We start from the raw sequence: 25,659 nt of genomic DNA on the forward strand, positions 1-25,659 counted from the left end.
GATGTTGACGTGCATCAACCGCACGGTTGCCGGACTCGCGCCTCCCGCCCTCGTCGCGCCAGGCCACGTTCCGCGACCGGACGCCCGCGGCGCCGCGCGAACGATTGATGCACGTCAACGGACCCGCCGTTCCCGGCGCGAAGATGCGACGACCGGCAAGGGAAGCGGCCCTTCGCATGCACGACGATACGACCCCAACGGCGCCACCGGCTCCGGCCGCGGCGCCACCGACCGGCAGGCGCCCGCGCCACCGGAAGGCGATCGCTGCCGCCGTGCTGGCGATACTGGCCGCCGCGACGGCAGGCTGGGCCATCCATCGCTCGCGGATGGCCGCCCGCGCACCGGCCTACGTGACCGCCACCGCGACCGTCGGCCCCATCGCCAGGACGGTGACCACCACCGGCACCATCAACCCGGTGCTCACGATCATCGTCGGTTCGTACGTTTCCGGCGTGATCCAGTCGATTTCCTGCGACTTCAACACGCAGGTGAAGAAGGGACAGGTCTGCGCCAGGATCGACCCGCGGCCGTACCAGACCGTGGTCGCGTCCGCGCAGGCCAATCTCGCCAACGCCAAGGCGCAACTGGCCAAGGACCAGGCTGCGCTGGCCTACGCGAAGGCGACCTACCAGCGCGACGTGTCGCTCGCCGGCACCGGCTACGTCTCCAGGGACACGCTCGACGCGGCGCGCAGCGCCCACGACGAAGCCGCCGCCCAGATCGTGCTGGACCGCGCGAACATCGCCAGCCGCCAGGCCGCGCTCGACACCGCGCAGGTCAACCTCGGCTACACGGACATCGTCTCGCCCGTCGACGGCACGGTGGTGTCGCGCAACGTGACCGTCGGCCAGACCGTCGCCGCGAGTTTCCAGACGCCCACGCTGTTCCTGATCGCCACCGACATGACGCGCATGCAGGTGGACACGAACGTCAGCGAGACCGACATCGGTTTCATCCGCCAAGGACAACGCGCCAGCTTCCACGTCGAAAGCTACCCCGACCGCCTGTTCGACGCGACGGTCGTGCAGGTCCGCCAGGCGCCGCAGACGATCCAGAACGTTGTCACCTACGACGTCGTGCTCGGCGTGGACAACCGCGACCAGTTGCTCAAGCCCGGCATGACCGCCACCGCCCGGATCGTCGTCGATGCGCGCGCGAGCGTGCTGCGCGTTCCCGACCAGGCCTTGCGCTACAGCCCTTCCACCGTGGCCGTGCCGGCGCGGCCCCATGGGGAAAAGCAGGTCTGGACGCTCGTCGACGGCCGCCCGGTCGCCGTCGCGGTCACCCTCGGGCTCGACGACGACAGCTTCAGCGAAGTCACCGGCGGCACGTTGAAGCCCGGCCAGACGGTCATCGTCGGCGAGCGCAGCACCACCGGACCGGCGGCTGCCGGCGCCACGCCCCGGCTCCGCCTGTGACACGGCCGCACTGCCATGGCCGGACCCGTCATCGATCTCCAGCACGTGTCGCGGACCTACCGCGCCGGGGACACCGAAGTGCGCGCGCTGGACGACGTCTCGCTGCGCATCGACGCGGGCGAGTTCGTCGCGATCATCGGCGCCTCGGGGTCGGGGAAATCCACGCTGATGCACCTGCTGGGCTGCCTCGACAGCCCCACCGCCGGTCGCTACCTGTTCCAGGGCACCGACGTGGCCGGACTCGAGGAACCCGCGCTCGCCCGCATCCGCAGCGACCGCATCGGCTTCGTGTTCCAGAGCTTCAACCTGCTGCCGCGCACCAGCGCGGTGGAGAACGTCGCCCTGCCGCTGTTCTACGCCGGCGCCGGTGCCGCGCGGCATGCCGAGCGCCTGGCGCGCGCCACCAGGATGCTGGAGGACCTGGGACTGGAGCGGCGCGGCGGCAACAGTCCGGGGCAGCTGTCCGGCGGCCAGCAGCAGCGCGTGGCCATCGCCCGGGCGCTGATCAACCAGCCGGGACTGCTGCTGGCGGACGAGCCCACCGGCAACCTCGACACGCACACCTCGCACGACATCATGCGCACGCTGCGCGCGCTCAACCTGGAGCGCGGCGTGACCGTGGTGGTGGTGACCCACGAGGCCGACATCGCCGCCTATGCCGACCGCATCATCACCATGCGCGACGGGCGCATCGTTTCGGATGCGCCGAATGCCCGCACCGTCGATGCCGGCGACGCACCGATGCCGACCGGCACCGCCCCGCCGGCGGCCGCCCCTGCCGACACGGTGGTGACGTCGGGCTTTGCCCGCATGATCGCGATCACCGCGGCCCAGGCCATCGCGCGCAACAAGGTGCGTTCCGCGCTCACCATGCTCGGCATCTTCATCGGCGTGGCCGCGCTGATCGCGATGGTGGCGGTGGGCGAAGGTGCCAACGAGGCGGTGAAGCGGCAGATCCAGAGCCTGGGCACCAACCTGCTGGTGGTGGTGCCCGGCGCGGTCACCTCGGGCGGCGCGCGGGCGGGGTTCGGCAGCGCGTCCACGCTGACCGTCGCGGACGCCACGGCCATCCGCCGGGAGGATGCCGCGGTCGGCACGGTGGCGTACCTGATCCGGCAGGGCGGGCAGACCCAGTACGGCGACAACAACTGGAACACCGTGGTGCTGGGCGTGTCGGAGGACTACGCTGAGGTGACGAACTGGAAGATCGCCGCGGGCCGGCCCTTCGGCAAGCAGGATTTCGACGATTCGGCGATGGTGGCGCTGCTCGGCGCCACGGTGCGCAACCAGCTGTTCGGCGAGACGGAAAACCCGGTGGGCGCCACGATCCTGGTGAAAGGCAAGGCGGTGCGCGTGGTCGGCCTGCTGGCCTCCAAGGGACAGACCGCCTTCGGCCAGGACCAGGACGACCTGCTGATGATCCCGTTCACCACGGCGCAGGCCAAGGTGCTCGGCGTGGCCGCGCCGAGCGCCGCGCTGGCGGCGGGCAATCCCAACTTCCCGCCCCCGGTCAATCCCTACGCGATCACGCCGCGCCTGACCGGCTACGTCAACCAGATCCTGGTGCAGGCCGAGACGCCCCAGCTGGTGCCCACTGCGCTGGACCAGGTCGCCGCCACCCTGGCGCGCCGCCACCACATCCGCGCCGGCGATCCCAACGACTTCGCGGTACGCAACCTCAGCCAGATCCAGCAGACGGCCGAGGGCAGCAGCCGGGTGATGGCCCTGCTGCTGGCCACGGTGGCCTCGATCTCGCTGGTGGTGGGCGGCATCGGGATCATGAACATCCTGCTGGTGTCGGTGACCGAGCGCACGCGGGAGATCGGCCTGCGCATGGCGATCGGCGCGCGGCGGCTGCACGTGCTGCTGCAGTTCCTCGCCGAGGCGGTGTTCCTCAGCATCACCGGCGGCGCCGCGGGCATCCTGGGCGGCCTGGCCGCGTCGCAGGTGATTTCATGGATCGCGCACTGGCCGACGCTGATCTCCGCCGCGGCGATCCTCGCGGGCTTCGGCTTCTCGGCGGCGGTGGGCGTGTTCTTCGGCTACTACCCCGCACGCAAGGCGTCGCTGCTCAACCCGATCGAAGCGCTGCGTTACGAGTGAGTGCCTGCCGCCCGGAGCGTCACCGCTGCCACTGGATCAGCGGCAGCTCGGCAGGGAGGAAGGCATCCTCGCGCCAGGGACGCACGCGCGGCGTGTAGCGGTCGGCGGCGCGGTCCGCCGGCACGAGCGCCGAGAACACATAGCCGCCGATGGCGCCGCTGATCGGCACGTCGCCCTGCATGGGAATGCACGCGGCGGGCAGGCCACCGCCCTGCTCGGCATACAGCTCCACCCTCACCCATTCCAGACGCACGTCGCCCAGGTAGACGTGGAGGTGGAAGCGCCACTGGTCGCCCTCGGACGCGACCTCCATCTCGCCGAAGCGCACCTCGTGCCATTGCGCGGACACGGCCGCGCTCCACGCGTTCAGATCGCGCCCCAGGCGGGAACCCTGCTGCTGCCGATGCCTGAAGGCGCGCGTGGCGGGAACGTAGAAGCGGTCCAGGTAGTCCAGCAGCATCCGGTTGCTGCTGAACTGTGGCGCGAGCCGCGACATGCTGGCCCGCATGCGCTCGATCCACCGGCGCGGGATGCCCTGCGCATCGCGCTCGTAGAAGCACGGCACCACGTCCTCCTCCAGCAGGCCATACAGGCACTCGGCATCCTCGGCGTCGCCGCCGTGGCCGTCGATGGCCCAGCCGCAGGCCGGGTCGTACGCTTCCGCCCACCAGCCGTCCAGCGAGGAGAGGTTGAGCCCGCCGTTGACCAGCGCCTTCATGCCGCTGGTGCCGCAGGCCTCCCAGGGACGGCGCGGGGTGTTGATCCAGACGTCCACGCCCTGCACCAGCTGCTGCGCCAGCGCGAGATCGTAATCCTCGAGGAACACCACGCGCCCGCGCAGCTCCGGGCGCTGCGTGAACTCCACCCACGCGCGCACCTGCTGCTTGCCCAGTTCGTCGTCGGGGTGCGCCTTGCCCGCGATGATCAGTTGCATGGGCCGCGACGCGCTGGTCAGCATGCGCGCCAGGCGCTCCTTGTCGTGCAGCAGCAGGTTCATGCGCTTGTATTCGGCGAACCGGCGGGCGAGGCCCAGCGTGAGGATGTTCGGGTCGAGAACCTGCCAGGCGAGGGCAACCCGCTGCGGGGACTCGCCGCGCTGCCCGAGCTGCCGGGCGAGCCGATCGCGCGTGTAGTGCACGAGGTCGCGCCGCTCGTTGGCGGCGAGCTCCCACAGCACCGCGTCGTCGCAGGTGGCCACCGGCGACGCGAGGCAGGCCGAATCGACCAGCCAGCGGTCCTTGCCGCAGGCCTGGGTCCACAACGCGTCCGCCCAGCTGGAATCCCACGACGGCACGTGCACGCCGTTGGTGACGTGCCGCACCGGCACCTCGTCGATCGGCCAGCGCGGATACAGGCCGCCGAACAGCTCGCGGCTGACTGCGCCATGCAGGCGGCTCACCGCGCTCGACTGCGCACAGCCGCGCAGCGCGAGGTAGGTCATGTTGAAAGGCTCGCGGTCGTCGGCCGGGTCGGCGCGCCCCAGCGCGAGCAGCTCGCGCAGGGACAGCCGGCAGTCGGCCAGCAGGTCACGCGCGTACTTGTAGATCAGCGACGGAGCGAACGCGTCGAAGCCCGCGGCGACCGGCGTGTGCGTGGTGAAGACGTTGCCGGCCCGCGTCGCCCACCAGGCCTCCTGGAACGACAGGTTCTGCTTGTGCATGCAGCGCCTGGCGCGCTCCAGCACGGCCAGCGCCGCGTGTCCTTCGTTGAGGTGGCATACGTCCACCCTGCTGTCGAGGGTATCCAGCAGGGCCCATCCGCCGATGCCCAGCACCACTTCCTGCAGCAGGCGCATCTCCGCGCCCCCGCTGTACAGCTTGGAGGTGATGCCGCGATCCACCGGTCCGTTCCGCACGTGGTTGCTGTCCAGCAGGTACAGCAGTGCCCGGCCCACGTTAGCCTGCCATACGCGCAGGCGCAGCACCCGCCCCGGCAAGGGCAGTTCCAGTTCCATCCAGGCGCCGTCCGGACCGAGCAGGGGCTGGATCGGCAGCCCGGTGGGATCGCTGTACGGAAAGGCCTCGCGCTGGCTGCCGCCGGTATCGATGGTCTGGCGGAAGTAGCCTTCCTGGTACAGCAGCCCCACGCCCACCATCGGCAGACCCAGGTCGCTGGCCGTCTTGAGGTAGTCACCGGCCAGCACGCCCAGCCCGCCCGCATACAGCGGCAGGGCCTCGCTGAGGCCGAACTCCATGCTGAAGTAGGCCACGCCGCCGGGCACGTCGCGCGGCGAACGGAGCGCGCACAGCCCGGGGGCATCGAGGTAGCGGCGCCGGTCCGCCGCCGCCGCCTTCAGCTGCGCGGCGAAGGTTTCGTCGCCGGCGAGCTGCTCGAGCCGGTGCAGCGGAGCGCTCTGCAGCACCACCCACGGGTTGTGCGTGTGGTTCCACAGCTCGGCATCCACCTGCATCCACAGCGCATCCACGGCGTGGTTCCACATCCAGCGCAGGTCGAGCGCCAGTGCGGTCAGCGCTTCGAGGCCGGATGGCAGGACTCGTGGCAGGACGGGATACATGCGCGTCGACGCAGTCACTCGTCGAGCATGCGCGCGATCTCGCGCTCGGCCTCGAGCCAGTCGTCCAGCTCGCAGCCCGTGGCGAAGCCGCGCTTCTCGGCCCGGAAGTAGGCGGCCTGCGCGATCATCGAGCGGCGCGCCTCGGCGTCGATCGGCGTGGGCAGCCACGCATGCGGTGGCCGCGGTTCCGGCCGGTCCTCCCCCGGCTGCTGCTGGTTCGTTCCCGCCATGGCGACATCCTCCGCGCGTCAGGAAGCGGCGCGTGCCAGCGCGTCGTCCCGATATCCTTCGAGCACCTCGTCCCAGCCCTGCAGCGACGGTGCGACTCCCGCATAGACCCTGGCGTATTCGGCGGCCGAGCGTTGCCAGCCGTAGTCGCCGGACATCGCCGAACGGCGGAACCGCACCCAGGTCTGCGGCGCCCCCTCGTAGACCGCCAGGCACCGCTCCACCGCCGCGCCCAGCGCCTCGCCGGTGGGCGCATCGAACACGAATCCGATGAAGCCGGCGGCCTCCCCGCCGGCCACGTCCACGTCGATCACGCTGTCGGCGAGGCCGCCGACGCGGCGCACCACGGGAATGGCTCCGTAGCGCATGGCGTACAGCTGGGTCAGGCCGCAGGGCTCGAAGCGCGCGCCGTGCAGCAGGATGTCGGCGCCGGCATGCAGCCGGTGCGCCAGGCTTTCGTCGTAGCCGATGTGCGCCGCCATGCGTCCGGGAAACGCCGCGGCCATGGCCGTGAAGCCCTGCTCCAGCGCGGCGTCGCCGCAGCCGTGCACCACCATCTGCAGGTGCGGATGCCGCTGCAGCAGGTCCGGCAGGCGGGCCAGCAGCACGTCGGCCATCTTCTGGTGCGTGAGGCGGCAGACGGACTCGGCCAGCGGCGCCGCGGGATCGACGTCCAGCCCGAGCTGGCGTTGCAGCGCCACCTTGCATGCATGCTTGCCGAGCATGTTGTCGCGCGAATAGCGCTGCTCCAGGTAGTCGTCGGTCGCCGGGTTCCACACGTGTTCGTCGATGCCGTTCATGATCCCCACCGCGCCGCGCCGCGCCCGGATCAGGCCATCCATGCCGCAGCCGAACTCGGGCGTGCCGATCTCGCGGGCGTAGTTGCGGCTGACCGTGGTGACGACGTCGGCGAAGCGGATGCCGGCCTTGAGGAAGGACAGGCGGCCGTAGAACTCGGCGCCGTCGAGGGTGGCGGCGTACGGCGGCAGCCCGAGCGCCCGCGCCTCGTGCAGCGGGAACAGCCCCTGGAACGCCATGTTGTGCACCGTGAACACGGTCTTCGGCCGCTCGCCGCCGCGCCGGTGCAGCAGCAGGGGCAGCAGGCCCGCATGCCAGTCGTGCGCATGCACGATGTCCGGACACCACCCGGCGACATGGCCGCTCGACGCGATGCGCGCCGCCGCGTGGTTCAGCACGGCGAAGCGCAGGCCGTTGTCGGGCCAGTCGCAGCCGTTCGCGTCCCGGTACAGCGAACCGCGGCGTCGATACAGCGGCGGGCAGTCGACCAGCCACACCGGCAGGCCGGAATCGGGCATCCATCCGCTGACGATCCGCGCCGGCGCCCCCGGCAGGATCTCGCCCAGGTCGGCGATGACCTGCGCGGCGACCACGCGGTCGAGCGCCTCGGTATAGCCGGGCATCAGCATGCGCACGTCGATGCCCCGGCCCGCCAGCGCCTGCGGCAGCGCGCCGCAGACATCGGCCAGTCCGCCCGTCTTCGCCAGGGGAAAAATCTCCGAAGCGACGAACAGCACTTTCGGCGCCGCCGTCCTGGCCATCGTCGTACCCGCGGACATCTTGTCGTGGATCGCACGCATCGCACACCCGCCGTTCGGCCGCATTGGCTTCCAACGTTACGTGGGCACCCCGGCGCGGTGTTGATCAGGATCAAACCCTGTCGCGGACGCGGCGCGATAGTGGCGCTCCGGATCCGTCCCTGCCGCCCTCTCCGCCACGCCCGGCATCGCGACACGAAGCCGCGCAGGCACCCACGCAAGCTCCCGCGGAATCGCCATGAACGCAGCCGCTGTCGCGCAACCCGCCGCGAAGGCCACCATCGGTCCCTACCTGGGCCGCACCAGCGTGGCGTACTTCTCCATGGAGATCGCGCTGTGCGCGGAGATCCATACCTACAGCGGCGGCCTGGGCGTGCTCGCGGGCGACACGGCGCGCACCAGCGCCGACCTCGCGCTGCCGATGGTGTTCGTCACCCTGCTCTATCGTCGCGGCTACCTGCGCCAGGACATCGACGCGGAAGGCCGGCAGGTCGACCATCCCGACCCGTGGTCGCCGGAGGACCACGCCACGCCGCTGCGCGCCAAGGTGGCACTGCTGATCGAGGGCCGCGAGGTGTGGGTGCGCCCCTGGCTCTACGTGCTGCGGAATCCCGCCGGCAAATCGGCTCCGGTGCTGCTGCTGGACACCGACCTGCCCGAGAACCAGCCCGAGGACCGGCCCATCACCGACGTGCTCTACGGCGGCGACGACACCTACCGTCTCAAGCAGGAGATCGTGCTGGGCATCGGTGGCCTGCGCATCGTGGCGGCGCTGGGCTTCCAGATCGCCCGCTACCACCTCAACGAAGGACACGCGGCCCTGCTCGCGCTCGACCTGCTGCGCCGCCACCCGCGGCCACCCGACCAGGTCTACTCCGGCCACCTGCGCTACGACGTCGCGCGCGTGCGCGAGCGCTGCGTGTTCACCACGCACACGCCGGTCGAGGCGGGCCACGACCATTTTTCCTACGAACTGTTCGGCCACCTGCTGCAGGGCTACGTCGAGCTGGACCAGCTGCGCCAACTGGCGGGCAACGACCGCCTCAACATGACGCGTCTGGCGCTGGCGCTCAGCGGATACATCAACGGCGTCGCGGTGCGGCACGCGGAGGTCACCACGCGCATGTTTCCCGACTACGACATCCGTGCCGTCACCAACGGCATCCACGTGCCCACCTGGACGCACCCGGCCTTCGCGGAACTCTTCAACCGCCACTCCAGGGACTGGAGCGAACTGCCGATGGACATGCTGCGCTTCGACCAGCTGCCCGCGGACGAGGTATGGAAGGCGCATCTGTGCGCGCGCTCGGATCTGGTCGCGCTGGCCCGGCGGGTGGCGAACGCCACGCTCGATCCCGAGCTGCCGATCATCGGCTTCGCGCGCCGCGTCGCCGCCTACAAGCGCCCTGGCCTGATCTTCAGCGACCTGGAGCGGCTCAAGGCGATCCACGCCAAGCACCCGTTCCAGCTGGTGTTCGCGGGCAAGGCGCATCCGCACGACGGGCCGGCCAAGGAGCTGATCCGGCAGATCCACGAGGCGATCGGCACGCTCGCCCCCGAGCTGCGCATCGCGTTCCTGCCCAACTACGACGTCAGCATCGCGCCCGTGGTGATCGCCGGGGCGGACGTGTGGCTCAACACGCCCGAACCGCCGCTGGAGGCCTCCGGCACCAGCGGCATGAAGGCGGCGATCAACGGCGTGCTCAACCTCAGCGTGCTGGACGGCTGGTGGATCGAGGCCTGCATCGAGGGCGTCACCGGCTGGGCCATCGGCGGGGACGCCAGCGGCACGCACGCCGCCAGCGCGGAACACCTCTACGACAAGCTCGAACACGTGGTGCTTCCGCTCTACTACGGGCACCGGCAACGCTGGCTCTGGATGATGCAGCAGTCGATCAGCAAGATCGGCAGCAGGTTCAACACGCACCGCATGATGCTTCGCTACGTCGCGGAGGCGTATCTTCCCCGCCACGGCGCACGGCTGGCGGACATGCATGTCTGACCAGGCCCTCCGCTGCGGGACGGCGCCGGCGGCGGACGACGCCGAGCGCCTGCACCGCGGCGAACACGCCGACCCGTGGAGCGTGCTCGGCATGCACGCGACCGGCGATCCGCACCGCGAGGCCGTCCGCTGCTTCCTGCCCGGCGCGCGGCGCGTCGAGGTGCTCGAGCACGGCTCCGGCCGGCTGCGCGGCGTGCTGTCGCCGGTGGGCGCGGCGGGTTTCTTCGCCGGCACGGTAGCCGCCGCCGAAGGACGTTTCGCCTATCGCCTGCGCGTGCACGACGCGCACGGCGTGCGCGAGATGGACGACCCCTACGCGTTCCCGCCGCTGCTGGGCGAACTGGACTGCCATCTGCTGGCCGAAGGCAGCCATTGGCGCGCCTACGAGGTGCTCGGCGCGCATCCGCGCCGCCTCGATGGCGTCGACGGCATGGCCTTCGCGGTGTGGGCGCCGAACGCCGGACGCGTCAGCGTGGTGGGCCCGTTCAACCGCTGGGACGGCCGGGTGCACGTGATGCGGCGGCGCTTCGAATGCGGCGTGTGGGAGATCTTCGTTCCCGGCGTCGGCGCAGGCGAGCTGTACAAGTTCGAAGTGCGTACGCGCGGCGGCAGCATCGTGCTGAAGTCCGACCCCTATGCCTTCGCCGCCGAGCTGCCGCCCGGCACCGCCTCGCGCACCTGCGGCGCGACGCCGTTCGCCTGGAGCGACCAGGCGTGGATGGCGCGGCGCGCATCCGCGACGCCGCGCAGCGCGCCGCTGGCGATCTACGAGGTACACCTGGGCTCGTGGCGGCGGCATCCCGACGGCTCGCCGCTGGACTACGACGAACTGGCCGACGCGCTGGTTCCCTACGCGCAGGAGCTGGGCTTCACCCACCTGGAGCTGCTGCCGGTGAACGAGCACCCGTTCGGCGGTTCCTGGGGCTACCAGCCCACCGCGCTGTTCGCCCCCTCCGCGCGCTGGGGCGCGCCCGACGGGCTGCGCCGCTTCGTCGACCGCTGCCACGCGGCGGGCCTGGGCGTGCTGCTCGACTGGGTGCCGGCGCACTTTCCACGCGATGCCCACGGGCTGGAGCGCTTCGACGGCAGCTGCCTGTACGAGCACGAGGACCCGCGCCTGGGCTACCACGCCGAATGGGGCACCTCGGCCTACAACTACGGCCGCCGCGAAGTGGCCAATTTCCTGATCGTCAACGCGCTGTACTGGCTGCGGGAGTTCCACCTCGACGGCCTGCGCGTGGACGCGGTCGCCTCGATGCTCTACCTCGACTATGCCCGCGCTCCCGGCCAGTGGCTGCCCAACCGCCACGGCGGGCGCGAGAACCTGGAGGCGGTGGCCTTCCTGCGCCGCTTCAACGAGATCGTGCACACCGAGGCGCCGGCGGGCGCCGTGACCATCGCGGAGGAATCCACCGCCTGGCCGATGGTGACGCGACCGGCCTACGTCGGCGGCCTCGGCTTCGACTTCAAATGGAACATGGGCTGGATGAACGACACGCTGGCCTACATGCGGCGCGATCCCGTGCATCGGTGCTACCACCACGACCAGCTCACGTTCGGCCTGCTGTATGCGTTCAGCGAGAACTTCGTGCTGCCGCTGTCGCACGACGAGGTGGTGTACGGCAAGGGCTCGCTGCTCGGCAAGATGCCCGGCGACCGCTGGCAGCGGCTGGCGAACCTGCGCCTGTACCTGGCGTTCCAGTACACCCAGCCCGGCAAGAAGCTGCTGTTCATGGGCGGCGAGTTCGCGCAGGAGCGCGAGTGGGACCACGACGGCGAACTCGACTGGCACCTGCTCACCGATCCGGACCACCGCGGCATGCAGCGCCTGGTGCGCGACCTCAACCGCCTCCATCGCACACTGGGCAGCCTGCACCGCAGGGACTGCGAGGGCGACGGCTTCCAGTGGATCGACTGCAGCGACAGCGCGCAGAGCGTGCTCGCCTGGCGGCGGATGGGCGACGACCCGCGCGAGTGCGTGGTGGTGGCATGCAACTTCACCCCGGTGCCGCGGCTTGGATACCGCATCGGCGTGCCGCGCCCGGGGCACTACCGCGAGGCGTTCAACAGCGACGCGCGCGACTACGGCGGCAGCGGCATGGGCAACGGCGGCGGCGTATCCGCCGACGAGCTGCCATGGCACGGCATGCCCTGCTCGCTGGCGCTGACGCTGCCGCCGCTGGCCGCACTGATCCTGCTCGCGCCCGCGGCGTAGCCCCATGTGTCCGTCGCTCGCCCTTGCCGCCGGAACGCCGCAACCGCTCGGCGCACACTGGGACGGCCACGGCGTCAACCTGGCGGTGTATTCGCGCAACGCCGTGCGGATCGAGTGGTGCCTGTTCGACGAGAGCGGCACGCGGGAAACCGCGCGCCTGCCCTTGCCTGCGCGCAGCGGCGACATCTGGCACGGCTACCTGGAGGGTGCCCGCCCCGGGCTGGTCTACGGCCTGCGCGCCTATGGCCCGTACGCGCCGCGGCAAGGGCACCGCTTCAATCCCCGCAAGCTGCTGATCGACCCCTGCACCCGCGCGCTGCACGGCAGCTTCATCTGGGACGATGCGGTGTTCGGCTACACCGACGGCTCGCCGCACGAGGCCGCGGCGACCGACACGCAGGACAGTGCGCCATACGTGCCCAAATGCGTCGTCGCCGCACCGCTGCCGCCGCTGTCGCAGCGGCCGCCGCGGCCGCGCATACCGTGGCGCGACACGGTGCTCTACGAGCTGCACGCCAAGGGTTTCAGCATGCGCCATCCCGGCGTGCCCGAGCACCTGCGCGGCAGCCTGGCGGCGCTGGCCGAACCGGTGCTGATCGACCATTGGCGCGGGCTCGGCGTCACCACGCTCGAGCTGATGCCGGTTGCCGCCTTCCTCGACGAACTCCACCTCGTCCGCCGCGGACTCACCGACTACTGGGGCTACAACCCGATCGCGCCGCTGGCCATCCACGAGCCCTACCTGGCCGGCGGAAAGGCGGGCGACATGGCGAAACTGGTGGACCGGCTGCACGAGGCCGGCCTGGAAGTCGTCCTCGACGTGGTGTTCAACCATACCGCCGAGACCGACGCCTTCGGCCCCACGCTCTCCCTGCGCGGCCTGGACAACGCCTCGTACTACCTGTTGCAGCCAGGCCACCCGGAGCTCTACGTCAACGACTCCGGTTGCGGCAATACGCTGGACGCCTCGCAGCCGGCCGTGGTCGCGCTGTGCCACGCGGCGCTGCGCTACTGGGCCTGCGAGATCGGTGTGGACGGCTTCCGCTTCGACCTCGCCACCTTGCTGGGGCGCGGCGAGGCGGGAACGTTCGACGCCGGCGCGCCGCTGTGGCGGGCGATCGCCGAGGATCCCGAGCTGCGCGACCTCAAGCTGATCGCCGAGCCCTGGGACGCCACCGCGCACGGCCACGCCCTTGGCGAGTTTCCCGCCCCGATCCGCGAGTGGAACGACCGCTATCGCGACGGCATCAGGCGCTACTGGCGCGGCGACGCCGGCCTGCGCGGCGAACTGGCGACGCGGCTGGCCGGCTCCAGCGACATCTTCGCGCGCAGCGGCCGCGGCCCGCTGTCCGGCGTCAACTTCGTCACCTGCCACGACGGCTTCACCCTGGCCGACCTCTCCGCCTACGCGGACAAGCACAACGCCGCCAACGGCTACGACAACCGCGACGGCACCGACGCGAACTGGAGCGGCAACCTCGGCACGGAAGGCAGCACCGGCGACGCAGAGGTGCTCGCCAGGCGCCGCCGCCGCCGCTGCGCCATGCTCGGCACGCTGCTGCTTTCGCGCGGCGTGCCGATGCTGCTGGCCGGTGACGAGCTCTCGCACACGCAACTGGGCAACAACAATGCGTTCTGCCAGGACAACGAGCTGACCTGGCTGGACTGGGCCGCGCGCGGCGACGCCATGCGCGACCTGCGCGCCTTCGTGCGGCAGGCGCTAGTCCTGCGCCGCGGGCTGCATCTGCTCGACGAGGATGCGTTCTTCACCGGCATTTCGCCGTCGGGCGAACCGGACGAGCGGGACATCCGCTGGCTGCAGCCGGACGGCAGCGAGCTTGCCGCCGATGCGTGGAATGACGCCACACAGCCCGGCTTGGGCGTCCTGATCGCCGGCCCGCTGCACGACAATGAGCGGGACCGCCTGTTCCTTGCCTTGAACGCCGGCGACACGCCGCTGCCGTTCCGCCTGCCCTCGCCGCATGGCGTGGACGGCTGGCTCGTCGTGCTGGACAGCGATGCCATCGCGCAGGACGGCGCCGGCAGCCTGCATGCACCGGGCGACCACGCGACGGTGCCGCCCGGCGGACTGCTGGCGCTGGTGCCGCGCCGCTCGGTCCGCTTCGGCGTCCCCGCCGCGCTGGCCACGGAAGCGGCCGCGGCCGGGCTGGCCGATACCTATGCCGATGCCGATGGTGGCCTGCGCCAGGTGCCTGCCGCCAGCCTGCGGCGACTGCTGGCCGGCGCAGGCGCGTCGCCGCACAGGCACCCGCCTCCGCCGACCGGGCCGGCGGAACCGTGCTGGCTGCCCGCCGCGCTGGCTTCGCCGCCCGGTCGCTGGGCGCTGTCCGTGCAGCTGTACGGCCTGCGTTCGAAGCAGAACTGGGGCATCGGTGATTTCGAGGATCTGGCCCGCCTCGCCGAAACCCTGGCCGGCCTGGGTGCCGACGGCATCCAGCTCAGTCCGCTGCACGCGCTGTCCCTGCATCGCCCGCAGCATGCGTCTCCTTACGCCGCCAGCAACCGGCTGTGGCTCAATCCGCTGTTCATCGCGGTGCCGCAGGCGGCCGGCGCCGATCCACCGCGCGACTACCTCGCCTGGCTCGACCGCACGGACACCCGCGCCGAACTGGCGCGGCTGCGCAGCGCCTCCCTCATCGACTATGCGGCAGTGGGCGCGCTCAAGCGCCAGGCGCTGGAGCTGCTGTACCAGACCTTCCGCCGCGATCACCTGCAGGCGCAGCTCAGCGCGGAAGGCATGGCGTTCGAGCGTTTCCGCAGCGAAGGCGGCGAGCTGCTGCAGCGGCATGCCTTGTTCGAGACCCTGCGCGGGGACGTCGACCGACGCGCGGGCCGGCAGCTGTCATGGACGCAGTGGCCGTCATCGCTGCGCGATCCCGGTTCGGCCGAAGTCGGGGCCTTCGCGCGGCAGCACGCCACCGAGGTGGATTTCCACGTCTACCTGCAATGGCTCGCCTGCCGGCAGTGGCGCCATGCCGCCGCCTGCGCCGGCGCGGCCGGCATGCAGCTGGGCATGATCACCGACCTTGCGCTGGGCGCTGCGTCGGACGGCGCCGAATGCTGGCAATGGCCGGGCCTCGCGGCGCTCGATGCCGAGCTCGGCGCGCCGCCCGACGCCTTCGCCCCGCGTGGCCAGCGCTGGGGCGTGCCGCCGTGGCGCCCGCAGCGACTGGCCGAGCTGGACTTCGCGCCGTTCGACGCGCTGCTGTCCGCGGCCATGCGCCATGCCGGCGCCGTGCGGCTGGACCACGTGATGGGCCTGATGCGCCAGTTCTGGGTGCCGCGCGGCGAAGACGCCTCGCATGGCGCCTACATGGACTACCCCTTCGACGCACTGCTGCGCCGGGTGGCGCAGGCCAGCACGCGGCATCGCTGTGCCGTGATCGGCGAGGACCTGGGCGTGGTGCCGCCCGGCCTGCGCGAGCGCATGCACGAGGCGAACATGCTCGGCTACCGCGTGATGTACTTCGAGCGCGATCGCGCCGGGCGTTTCACCGCACCGGAGGATTACCCCCACCTGGGCATGGCCGTGCTGTCCACCCACGACCTGCCGACCCTCGGCGGCTTCGCCGAAAGCCGCGACATCGACGAGCGCGCGGCCCGGGGTCTGTACGACACTCCGTTGCAGGAACGCGCCGCCCGCGACGAGCGGCGCCGCGCCCTGCGCATGCTGGCGACGGCCCTGGCGCCTTGTGCGCCGGGCAACGCCGGGCCGCTCGAACCGCTCGCCGCGCATCGCTTCCTCGCCGCCTGCGCCAGCCGCCTGGCCGTGGTGCAGATCGAGGATGTCATCGGCATGCCACGCCAGGCGAACCTCCCCGGCATGGGCGACGAGGCGCCGAACTGGCGCCAGCGCCTGACGCTGGAACTGGAGGCTTTCGCGACGGATGCGCGGCTGCGCAGCACGGCGGACGTGTTCTCGGCGCGCCGCCGCGCGGGATCGCCCCCCGCTTCCCGGCCCCCGTGCCGCTAGGAAGGCGGGGACGCTCCGGTTCCGGAAGCGCTGGAAAGCGCCTTCATCAGCTGCTCCGCGCTCCACGGCTTGAGCATGCACGGCACGTCGGCGAACTCAGGCGTGATGAACTCGCGGTCGTAGCCGGTGACGAACACCATCCGCGTGTGCCGCTTGCGCAGGGCATCGGCGACCGGCCAGACCAGCTTCTCGCGGACGTTGACGTCGAGCACGGCGCCGTCGATGTGCGACTCCGCCTCGATCAGCGCGACGGCGTCCTCGACGGTGCCCGCCGGTCCGATGATGACGGCGCCATACTGGCGGAAGAGCATGGCAAGGCTCTTGGCGATGCCGAAATCGTCCTCGACCAGCAGGATGCGCCGCCCCGCGAGCGGCAAGGCAGCCGCGCTCATGCGTGCCATCCTCCGTCCGCGCTGCGTCCGAACGGGACGCTGATCCGGCAGCGGAGCGCGCCGTCCGCCAGTTCGAACGTCGTCTGCGCCGAAAGGCTGTAGGGCAGATCCTCCTCGAGGAGCGTGCGGCCGTAGCCGTGCGCCTTCCGGCCCGCGTCCCGCGACAGCGGGCCCAATCCGTCTTCGCGCCACTCGAAGACCAGGCGGCGGCCGGGACCCACTCCCTCCAGATGCCAGTCCACGGCGAGCCTGCCGCCCGAGCAGTGCGCGGCCAGCGCTCCGTGCTTGAGCGCATTGGTCGCCAGCTCATGGATGCCCAGTGCCAGCATCTGGGCCATGCGGTATTCCAGGATCACCTCGGGTCCGGACAGTTCGATCTTCAGGAAGTCGAACTCGGAACAGAATGCCGCGAGTTCCATCTTCAGCAAGCCCGCGATCGTGATCGGCACGCGGCTGGCGTTCGACAGCAGGTCCTGGACCCGCGAGAGGCTCTGCAGCCGCCCGAGAAAACCTTCCTCGAACTCGTCGCGCGTCGCCGTCGTTTCCTTGGTCTGCATCGCGATCGATTGCACGACCGTCAGCAGGTTCCGGGTGCGGTGCTGCAATTCGGCGACCAGCACCCGCTGGGTCTCCTCGGCGCGCCGCCGCTCGGTGATGTCGTCCACCACGGCGATCATGCGCACGAGGCGCCCCTCCACCTCCTCGTAGAGGAAGCGCCCGCGGCTCGCACACCAGCGCACGGCACCGTCAGGCCGCACGATGCGGAACGACAAGGCGAACTCCCGGCGATCGGCCGCCGCCGCCTGGCATTCGCGGACCACCATGGCGTAGTCGTCGGGGTGAACGCGTTCCGCCCAGGCGCCGTACCTGGCCGGCACCTGGTCCGGCTCGTATCCCAGCAGCTGGTAGTGCCGCGCATTCCACACCGACGTGCCGGCGGCGATATCCCAGTCCCAGGTGGACAGCCCGCCGGTGTCGACCGCGAGGCGGAGGCGCTCCTCGCTTTCGCGCAGCGCGTGTTCGTTGGACTGCCAGCGCTCCACGAAGCTCGCCGCAAGCCGTCCGTACAGGGTCAGCTGCTCCAGGTCGAATGCCGTCGGCCGGCGGGGTGACCGAAAATGCGCCGAAAGCACGCCCAACGGTTCGCCGCGAAAGCTGTAGAACGGCATCGACACTACCGCGCGGTACCCCGCAGCCCGTGCCGCGTCCAGGTAAGGCAGGTAGGAAGCGTCCTGCTCGACATCCTCGATGACCACCACCTGCGAGGTCCGCAGGGCCCTGCCGCAGGCGCTGTCGTCGTCGGCGGAAACTTCCCGGAAGAACGCCATGAAATCGTCGTCGAATCCCTGCTGGGCGACGATGCGCAAAACGCGGCATCCGGCGTCGAATATCTGCACGTTGCCCATGTCGGCCCCGAGCAGGTCGATGGTGGCGACGAGCATTTCCTGCAGCCCCTGCGACAGGTCTTTCGCCTGCCACAGGCGCCCGCCGGCCTCGTTCAGCCGGTTGAGCGATCGCAGCTCTGCCTGGGCGCCCGGTCGCGGCGGCAGGGTGTAACCCTCCTCTCCCACCGCGGAGCTGGCGGGCGACGACGTCGGGTTCGTATCCCGGATACCGGGACTCGGCGGGCTTGCAATCATCCCCCCCCCAGATGCCTCTTCCGCTCTTCCAGGCGGAAGAGCTGACTGAAAACGAATCCATTACGCGATAAATCCGAATTACCGATATTTTTCCGTTAAATGGAAAACTTTACACAACCTCGGGAATTTGCCTCGCCAGGGCAAACTGCTTCTTGCAAACGGCGCAGATATGTTCGCCGCGACAATAGATTTACGTATTTCGCCAGCATGTGGGCGGCATGGTGAAAATCGCATGAAAATCGACGAGTCAGCGTCGCGCCCCGCATCGGCGTGCGGCGCAGGCTCGGCAAGCTGCGATTGACGCGGCCCGGTTTCAGGGTTCGATGTCGGCCGCACGGCTTTCGGACTTGGGCTCGGGAAGCTCCGTCATCACGGCCTCGGTGAGCAGGAGCACGCTGGACACCGACACGGCGTTTTCCAGGGCGATCCGCACCACCTTGGTGGCATCCACGATGCCCGCTTCCATCAGATCGACGTAGCGCTTCTTCGCCGCGTCGAATCCCAGGTTGCCCTGGCCTGCCAGCATCCGCTCGACCACCACGCCGCCGTCGACGGCGGAGTTCTCCGCGATCTGCCGCGCCGGCGCCTGCAGCGCACGACCGATGATCTGCACACCGGTGCGCTCGTCTCCCTCGCACAACGCTTCCTGCGCCGCCACCGCGGCCGAGCAGCGGATCAGTGCCAGGCCGCCGCCCGGCACGATGCCCTCGGCCACCGCCGCCTTGGTGGCGTGGATGGCATCGTCCAGCGCCTCGCGCCGCGCCTTCATCTCGGCCTCGGTCGGTGCGCCGACGCGGATCACCGCCACGCCGCCGGCCAGCCTGGCCAGGCGCTCCTGCAGTTTCCCGCGCTCGTAGTCGCTGGCCGGGTTCTCCAGCTGGTGCCGTATCTGCTGCCGCCGCCCCTCGATCAACGCGCGATCACCCATGCCGCCGATCAGCGTGGTGCTGTCCTTGTCGACGACGACGCGCGCCGCACGCCCCAACTGCTCCAGCCGCACGGCCTCCAGGCGTATGCCGGTCTGGCCGGATACCACCTGGGCACCGGTGAGCACGGCGATGTCCTGCAGCAGCTCGTGGCGCTGGTCGCCGAAACCCGGCGCCTTGACCGCGACGCTCTTGAGCACGCCGCGGATCTGGTTGACCACCAGGGTCGCCAGGCCTTCGCCCTCCACGTCCTCGGCGACGAACAGGATGGAACGCCCGCTCTTGGCCACTTGCTCCAGCAGCGGGACCAGGTCCTGCATCGCGCCGATGCGCTGCTCGCAGACGAGCACGTAGGCGTCCTCGAGCACGGCCTCCATCTTTTCCGGGCGGGTGACGAAGTACGGCGAGATGTAGCCGCGGTCGAAGCGCATGCCCTCGACCACCTCCAGCACGGTGTCGGTGGTGCGCGACTCCTCGACCGTGATGACGCCCTCGCCGCCGACCTTCGCCATGGCCTCGGCCACCATCCCGCCGATGGTCGCGTCGTTGTGCGCGGCGATGGCGGCGACCTGCGCCTGCTCGCGCGCGCCGGGCACCGGCACCGACATCTCGCGCAGGCATTGCAACGCCGCCTGCAGGCCGCGCTCGAAACCGCGCCGGAGGTCGACCGCGCTCGCACCGGCCACCACGTTGCGCACGCCGTCCGCGAACATCGCCTGCGCCAGCAGCGTGGCGGTGCTGGTGCCGTCGCCGACCGCTTCTCCGGTCTTCTCCGCGGCCTGGCGCAGCATCTGCACGCCGAGGTTGCGCTCCGCGTCGGGCAAGTCGAACTCCCTGGCGATGGTGACGCCGTCGTTGCACACGATCGGCGCACCCCACGCGCACTGGATCAGCACGGATTTCGACTTCGGCCCCAGCGTGATCCGCACCGCGTCGGCCAGGGCGGTCGCGCCGCTGAGGATGCGCTCGCGCGCCTCGGACCGGAACAGGATGCGTTTGTGCGCCATCGCCCACCCTCGCCTTCGTCCGCGCCGCGGCGCCGGAACGGGTGCCCGCGGCCGGACGCCACGGACGCCCAGACGTTACGGCCATCGCCAGAAGGCCAGTTGAGGCAGGTCAATACGCGGGCCGGTGCGGTGTTCTATCGGTCCGGATTGCAGGCGTCCCGCCGTGTACCGCCGGGGTCAGGCCATGATGAACGATGCACCGCCGTCTTCGCGCGACGTCGTCCTCGACGAGATCGCCGGCCTGCTGCGCGAACTGCACGTGCAGGGCGAGCCCATGCCCGTCGTGCAGATCGACGCGCGGCTGGATGGCGATCTCGGCCTGGACAGCCTGTCGCGCATGGAACTGGTGGGGCGCCTGGAACGGCGCCTGCACGCCACCATTCCCGAGCAGCTGGCCATGGAGGCGCAGACGCCCGCCGACCTGTTGCGCGCCTTCGCGATCCCGTCGCCGCGGGCGGCTCCCGCCGGCGCGGAAGCCGCCATCCCGCCGGCGGACCAGGACATCGGCGTGCCCGATGGCGCCGGCACGCTTCCGGAAGTGCTGGCATGGCACGCCGCGCACTACCCGGAACGCGTGCACGTGCGCTTCGCCGGCGGCGACGTCGACGGCACCAGCCTGACTTACGCGGAACTGCACGCGGCCGCAGGTGAAACCGCGGGCGGTCTGCAGCGGGCCGGCCTGCGCAGCGGCGATGCGGTGGCGCTGATGTTTCCGACCCATCCCGACCTGCTGATCGCGTTCTTCGGCGTGATGCTGGCCGGCGGCGTGCCGGTGCCGCTGTATCCGCCGCTGCGTCCCGGCGAACTGGGCGAATACTGGCGCCGCCAGAGCGGCATCCTGCGCAATTGCGGCGCGCGCCTGATGCTGGTCGCGCCGGCGCTGTACGAGCGCCGCCGCGCGATCGGCGCGCTGGCCGGCAGCGTGGAGCGGCTGCTGACGGTACCGCTGTTGCGGCAGGCGCACGCGCTCCCCGAGCCGGTGCCGCGCCGCGGCGACGACCTGGCCTTGCTGCAGTACACCTCCGGCAGCACCGCCGATCCCAAGGGCGTGATGCTCAGCCACGCCAACCTGCTCGCCAACATCCGCGCGATGGGCCGGGTGGCCGGCGCGTCGGCGAAGGACGTCTGCGTCAGCTGGCTGCCGCTGTACCACGACATGGGACTGATCGGCGCATGGCTGGGCAGCCTGTATTTCGGCGTGCCGCTGGTGCTGATGCCGCCGCAATCGTTCCTGCTGCATCCCGCGGGCTGGCTGCGCGCCATCGACCGCTTCCGCGCCACGTTGTCGGCCGCGCCGAACTTCGCCTACGAGCTGTGCCTGCACCGGGTCGAGGAAAGCGCGCTGGACGGCCTGGATCTCGGTCGCCTGCGCATCTGCTTCTGCGGTGCCGAGCCGGTGGTGCCCGAGACAATGGAGCGTTTCATCGCACGCTTCGGCCGCTGCGGCCTGTCGCCGGGCGCGCTGTTGCCCGTGTATGGCCTGGCGGAGAACAGCCTCGGCCTCACCTTCCCCCCGCCGGGGCGCGGCCTGCGCGTGCTGCGCGTCAGGCGCGACCGCTTCCTGCGCGACGGCGACGCCGTCGTCACCGCCGATCCCGCCGAGCCGTCGCTGCGCTTCGTGTCCTGCGGGGCGCCCCTGCCCGGAAACGAACTGCGCATCGTCGACGAGCACGACCACGAGCGGCCCGACGGCCGGCAGGGGCACGTGCAGTTCCGCGGACCGTCCGCCTCCACCGGCTATTTCCGCAATCCCGCGTCGACCCGGCAACTGCTGCACGACGATTGGCGCGACACCGGCGACCTGGGTTTTCTCGCCGACGGCGAGCTGTACCTCAGCGGCCGCACGAAAGACGTGATCATCCGCGCCGGCCAGCATCTCCATCCGCAGGGCATCGAGCAGGCGGTCGGCGAGGTGCCCGGCGTGCGGCGCGGCCGCGTGGCGGCCTTCGGCACGCACGGCGGCGGCACCGAGCGGCTGATCGTCGTCGCGGAAACGCGCCTGGCCGATCCGGCGTCGCGCGATGCGCTGCGGCTGGCGGTCAATGCCGCGGTGCAGGCATGCACGGGAGCGCCGGCCGACGACGTCGTGCTCGCGGCGCCCGGGGCCGTGCTGAAGACGTCGAGCGGCAAGCTGCGGCGCTCGGCATGTCGCGCCGCCTACGAGACCGGCCGGCTGGATGCGCCCGACCGCCTGCAGCTGTGGCGCGTCATCGTGCACGCGCAACGCGACCGGTTGCGGCGCCACGCGCGCCATGCCGCGCTGCTGGCCTATGCGGCGTACGCATGGACGCTGCTGGGCCTGGCGGCGATGCCGATGCTGGCCTGCGTGGCGCTGCCGATGTCGCACGCCGCGCGGTGGCGCGCCGTGCGGCGGGTTCTGCGGATGGTGGCCGCCGCCGTGGGCATCGGCATCCGCAGCGAGCTGGCAGAAGCACCGCCCGTGCACCCGTGCGTCTTCGTCTGCAACCACGCCAGCTACATCGACGCGCTGGTGCTGCTGTGCACCTTGCCACGGCCGGTCGCGTTCGTGGCCAAGCAGGAGCTCGCCGCGCAGCCCGTGCTGGGCTGGGCGTTGCGGCGTTTCGGCGTGCTGTTCGTGGCGCGCACCGATCTTCGTGCGGGTGCCCGCGCGGTGCAGGCCGCGCAGGCCGCTGCCGGGGACCTGCTGTTCTTTCCCGAAGGCACCTTGCGGCGCATGCCGGGCCTGCTGCATTTCCGACTGGGCGCGTTCGCGACGGCCGCCGCGAGCGGCATGCCGGTGGTGCCGGTGACGCTGAAGGGAACCCGTGCCGTGCTGCCGGATGGCCAGTGGCTGCCGCAGCGGGGCGCCGTCACGGTGACGGTGGGCGCGGCGATCCATCCGCGCCAGACGGACGACCGCTGGCATGAAGCGTTGCGGCTGGCGGCCGCGGCACGGGCACGCATGCTCGAGCTCTGCGGCGAGCCCGACGCCGGCGAGGTGCGCCTGGACCTGCCGTGAGCGACACGCTCCGAATTGATGCCGATCAATACGCCATCGCTCCGTCCGGCATCGAATGACCGCACATCGGCAAACAGCGATCGAAGCAGCCATGCACACCATGAGAATCCGCATCATCGGCGACGAAACCCGTGCCGAAACGCTCATGAACATGCTTCATGCCATGGACGGCGTGGCGCAGGTGGAGGAGATGCCCTTGCCCCGCGCCGGCTTCAACGGCAACGGCGGCAACCATGCCGTCAGCCACATCGAGGTGGCCGTAGCGGACGGCGCCGCGGCCCACCGCATCCGCGTCTTCGCGGCAAGCGCTGCCATCCTGATGGACGCTTCCGCGGAATTCGTCGACCGGTTCGGCGCCGAGAGTCCCTAGTGGCGGGTCGCCTCGCCGGGGGAGCGGCCACACGCGGAGCTTCGATCCGGCCCGCCCTCGCCTCAATCCTCCCTTCCGCCGGGGCGGCGCATCCTCACCCACTCGTCGCCGATCTTCGCGTAGCTGCGTTTTACCGCCGCCCACGCAATCCGGCGCGCTGTTTCCTCCTGCCGCGGATCGCCGGCGTGGGCGGCATGGGCATGATTGAACGCCTCGCGGTAGATGTCCTGCGTGTGCGGCGGAAGGTGGCTGCGTACCGGCAGGGGCAGTTCGATGCTGGTCCGGCAGAGTATTGCGCAATGACCCCGGCGGGACGCGGGAACCTGCCGCATCCGCCGTATCAGGGGACGCCAGACCAGACGCGGGCGATGAGGCCGATGGTGATCGACGTCGACACCGACTCGCCTGCCGGCGATGCACGCGCTTGAGCCAGATCAAGTACCGGCCATCGCCGGGTGATAAACCGGTCGCGCCGTCATCGGATGCGCCACACGCATCAACCGGAGGGCATGGCATGGTCCACAGGGCCGCTGATCACGAACCCGGCATGCGGGCCGCCACCACCGTGCCGAGGCCCGTACCGCTGCAGACGGCAGCGCGTGCCCTCCCGCCACCGCGCACGCGCGGCGGCCTGCCGTTGCGCGAGGCGCTGCACAGGCGGCATTCGACGCGCAGATACGGCACGCGGCCGCTGCCGATCGAGCTGCTTTCCGACCTGCTGTGGGCAGCCTTCGGCGTGAACCGCGCAGAGACCGCCGATCGCACCGCGCCGTACTGGCGCCACGTCCTGGTCATGGACATCTACCTCGCGATGGCCGACGGCGTTTGGATCTACGCGCCGGAACGGCACGAGCTGCTGCCGTACATGCCCGTGGACCTTCGCGCGCAGACCGGCCTGCAGGATTTCGTGGGCAGGGCGCCGTTGAACCTGGTCTACGTCGCGCACGGCGAGCGCATGCACGACGTCGCGCCGGAGGAACGACGCCTCTATGCGTCGGTGGACGCGGCGTTCATCGGCGAGAACGTCTACCTGTTCTGCGCTTCGGAAGGGCTGGGCACGGTGTTCCGCGGCGCGGTCGACCACGCAAACCTGACGCGGCTGCTCGACCTGGACGGCGAGCGGTTCGTCACTTTCGCCCAGACGGTGGGCTACCCAGACGCGGAGAAAGCATCATGAACACGACCATGCCGGGCGTCCCCGAGCCAGTGCTGGCCATCCCTGTGGATACCGCCTGCTACATCGTCCGCAAGCTCCGCGAGTACGAGAACATGGACCTGCTCGTCGAACGCGAGGAGCTTTCCAACCCGCTGGAGCGCGAGGACGTGGACGAGCTCGTCGAGCAGGAGAACGAGTACTCGTTCGACCCCGTGCGGCAGGAGCTGGTGTCGTTCATCGGCGACCTCACCGAGGATCAGAAGATCGACCTGGTCGCCCTGATGTGGCTTGGCCGCAACAACGCTTCCGCGGCCGACTGGCAGTCGATACGCGACGAGGCCGCGCAGGCCTACAACGCGCGCACCTCGGACTACATCCTGGGCTCGCCGCTGGCCGGCGACTTCCTGGAGGAGGGCCTCTCGGCGCTGGGGTACGCCTGCGACGTGTCGGGCGAGGAGGCGCCGTAGCGGCTGCGGGCAGGCCTTCCCGGTGGGGCGTTCCTTGCGGGGCGGAACGCGGTAGTGGAGGGCTGCCGCGAGCGGCGGGGCTGTTTCGGGCGCCCGCGGCGGGAGACAGGGCGGTTTCGAGTGCCTCCCGCAAGGGACAAAAAGTTTCGGGCGCCTGTCGGCAAGGAACAAAGCGGTTTCGGTCGCCTGCCCGCAAGGAACAAGGCGGTTTCGGTCGCCTGCCGGCGCCCGAGTTACCTCTCTTTGCTGGCCCACGCCGCCGCAGGAGCGGCGGCGAACGGCGAAGCCGGCCCGTAGGGCGGAGGGCAGGATGCCCGGAGTCAAGAGAGGTAACCCAGAGAAATGGCCTGGTTCAATCCGCCGGGATTACAAGCAGGCTGTGTCGAGGGCCTTGGAACTACTCCTGCCTATGCGATAGACGTGGCGGCCACGCCGCGACGTATCTGGGAACTGAGGGGGACAAAGCCTCGCGGCGCGTAGCGCCGCATTGGCTTTGCTCGGGTCTCGCTGTCGCTTCGCTCCGGCTGTTGCTGTTGCTGTTGCTTCTGCTTCTGCGCGCTGGGAGCGCGCTGCTTCTCCGGGGCCCCTGGGCGGCGGTGAGGCGGGGACGAAGAGGCCACGCAGCGGGCGAGCCCACGGATGGGCTCGCCTTTTCGCGCGGGCACGATGCCCGCTCGAAAAGCCCGGCAC

General features: G+C 70.7%; 16 protein-coding genes. 9 read left to right on the forward strand and 7 right to left on the reverse strand.

What is annotated here, in order from left to right; all coding sequences use genetic code 11:
* Positions 1–176 precede the first annotated feature (176 nt).
* Positions 177–1,418: an efflux RND transporter periplasmic adaptor subunit gene (locus ACQGNW_RS14225; protein ID WP_426663869.1), complete on the forward strand. Its 1,242-nt coding sequence runs from the start codon at positions 177–179 to the stop codon at positions 1,416–1,418.
* A 15-nt stretch (positions 1,419–1,433) separates the two neighbouring features.
* Positions 1,434–3,521 carry an ABC transporter permease gene (locus ACQGNW_RS14230; protein WP_426663870.1) on the forward strand — a complete coding sequence of 696 codons (2,088 nt, stop codon included), beginning with the start codon at positions 1,434–1,436 and terminating at the stop codon, positions 3,519–3,521.
* A gap of 19 nt (positions 3,522–3,540) precedes the next feature.
* Here the strand turns inward: ACQGNW_RS14230 and glgP (ACQGNW_RS14235) are convergent, their stop codons facing one another.
* The 3 genes from glgP (ACQGNW_RS14235) to glgA are packed head-to-tail and all read right to left on the reverse strand — an operon-like array spanning position 3,541 to position 7,862.
* Positions 3,541–6,036, reverse strand: a complete 2,496-nt coding sequence (gene glgP / locus ACQGNW_RS14235; RefSeq protein WP_426663871.1) for an alpha-glucan family phosphorylase — start codon at positions 6,034–6,036, stop codon at positions 3,541–3,543.
* 14 nt (positions 6,037–6,050) lie between these two features.
* Positions 6,051–6,266: a DUF2934 domain-containing protein gene (locus tag ACQGNW_RS14240; RefSeq protein ID WP_426663872.1), complete on the reverse strand. Its 216-nt coding sequence runs from the start codon at positions 6,264–6,266 to the stop codon at positions 6,051–6,053.
* An 18-nt stretch (positions 6,267–6,284) separates the two neighbouring features.
* Positions 6,285–7,862 (reverse strand): glycogen synthase GlgA, encoded by a 1,578-nt coding sequence (gene glgA, locus ACQGNW_RS14245; protein WP_426663873.1) that lies wholly within the window; start codon positions 7,860–7,862, stop codon positions 6,285–6,287.
* Between the two features lie 196 nt (positions 7,863–8,058).
* Here glgA and glgP (ACQGNW_RS14250) point away from each other — a divergent pair, with 196 nt between their 5' ends.
* From glgP (ACQGNW_RS14250) to glgX, 3 genes are read left to right on the forward strand one after another with little or no spacing between them, the layout of a single operon-like run.
* Positions 8,059–9,822: an alpha-glucan family phosphorylase gene (gene glgP / locus ACQGNW_RS14250; protein ID WP_426663874.1), complete on the forward strand. Its 1,764-nt coding sequence runs from the start codon at positions 8,059–8,061 to the stop codon at positions 9,820–9,822.
* A complete protein-coding gene (gene glgB, locus ACQGNW_RS14255; protein WP_426663875.1) occupies positions 9,815–12,037 on the forward strand; it encodes a 1,4-alpha-glucan branching protein GlgB in 2,223 nt (740 codons plus the stop codon). The genes glgP (ACQGNW_RS14250) and glgB overlap by 8 nt, the downstream gene beginning before the upstream one ends.
* Before the next feature lie 4 nt (positions 12,038–12,041).
* Positions 12,042–16,031: a glycogen debranching protein GlgX gene (gene glgX, locus ACQGNW_RS14260; RefSeq protein ID WP_426663876.1), complete on the forward strand. Its 3,990-nt coding sequence runs from the start codon at positions 12,042–12,044 to the stop codon at positions 16,029–16,031.
* Here glgX and ACQGNW_RS14265 read toward each other — a convergent pair.
* From ACQGNW_RS14265 to groL, 3 genes are all read right to left on the reverse strand, one after another.
* On the reverse strand, positions 16,028–16,423 hold the full coding sequence (locus tag ACQGNW_RS14265) for a response regulator (protein ID WP_426663877.1): 396 nt from the start codon (positions 16,421–16,423) through the stop codon (positions 16,028–16,030). The two genes, glgX and ACQGNW_RS14265, sit on opposite strands and share 4 nt — an antisense overlap.
* Complete coding sequence (locus ACQGNW_RS14270; RefSeq protein WP_426663878.1) at positions 16,420–18,063, reverse strand: sensor histidine kinase; 1,644 nt, start codon at positions 18,061–18,063, stop codon at positions 16,420–16,422. The genes ACQGNW_RS14265 and ACQGNW_RS14270 overlap by 4 nt, the downstream gene beginning before the upstream one ends.
* Before the next feature lie 313 nt (positions 18,064–18,376).
* Complete coding sequence (gene groL, locus ACQGNW_RS14275; RefSeq protein WP_426663879.1) at positions 18,377–19,996, reverse strand: chaperonin GroEL; 1,620 nt, start codon at positions 19,994–19,996, stop codon at positions 18,377–18,379.
* A 184-nt stretch (positions 19,997–20,180) separates the two neighbouring features.
* Between groL and ACQGNW_RS14280 the strand changes: the two genes are divergently transcribed.
* Together ACQGNW_RS14280 and ACQGNW_RS14285 are read left to right on the forward strand one after the other, a co-directional pair.
* On the forward strand, positions 20,181–22,976 hold the full coding sequence (locus tag ACQGNW_RS14280; RefSeq protein ID WP_426663880.1) for an AMP-binding protein: 2,796 nt from the start codon (positions 20,181–20,183) through the stop codon (positions 22,974–22,976).
* A 55-nt stretch (positions 22,977–23,031) separates the two neighbouring features.
* A complete protein-coding gene (locus tag ACQGNW_RS14285; RefSeq protein WP_426663881.1) occupies positions 23,032–23,346 on the forward strand; it encodes a hypothetical protein in 315 nt (104 codons plus the stop codon).
* A gap of 62 nt (positions 23,347–23,408) precedes the next feature.
* Here ACQGNW_RS14285 and ACQGNW_RS14290 read toward each other — a convergent pair whose 3' ends face one another.
* Complete coding sequence (locus ACQGNW_RS14290; protein ID WP_426663882.1) at positions 23,409–23,678, reverse strand: ChaB family protein; 270 nt, start codon at positions 23,676–23,678, stop codon at positions 23,409–23,411.
* Positions 23,679–23,893: 215 nt separating this feature from the next.
* Here ACQGNW_RS14290 and ACQGNW_RS14295 point away from each other — a divergent pair, with 215 nt between their 5' ends.
* Together ACQGNW_RS14295 and ACQGNW_RS14300 are read left to right on the forward strand one after the other, a co-directional pair.
* On the forward strand, positions 23,894–24,523 hold the full coding sequence (locus ACQGNW_RS14295) for a nitroreductase family protein (protein ID WP_426663884.1): 630 nt from the start codon (positions 23,894–23,896) through the stop codon (positions 24,521–24,523).
* Positions 24,520–24,969 carry a DUF3775 domain-containing protein gene (locus tag ACQGNW_RS14300; protein ID WP_426663886.1) on the forward strand — a complete coding sequence of 150 codons (450 nt, stop codon included), beginning with the start codon at positions 24,520–24,522 and terminating at the stop codon, positions 24,967–24,969. The genes ACQGNW_RS14295 and ACQGNW_RS14300 overlap by 4 nt, the downstream gene beginning before the upstream one ends.
* The last annotated feature ends 690 nt before the right edge of the window (positions 24,970–25,659 follow it).

The sequence above is a fragment of the Rhodanobacter aciditrophus genome (genome assembly GCF_050026795.1).
GTDB lineage: Bacteria > Pseudomonadota > Gammaproteobacteria > Xanthomonadales > Rhodanobacteraceae > Rhodanobacter_A.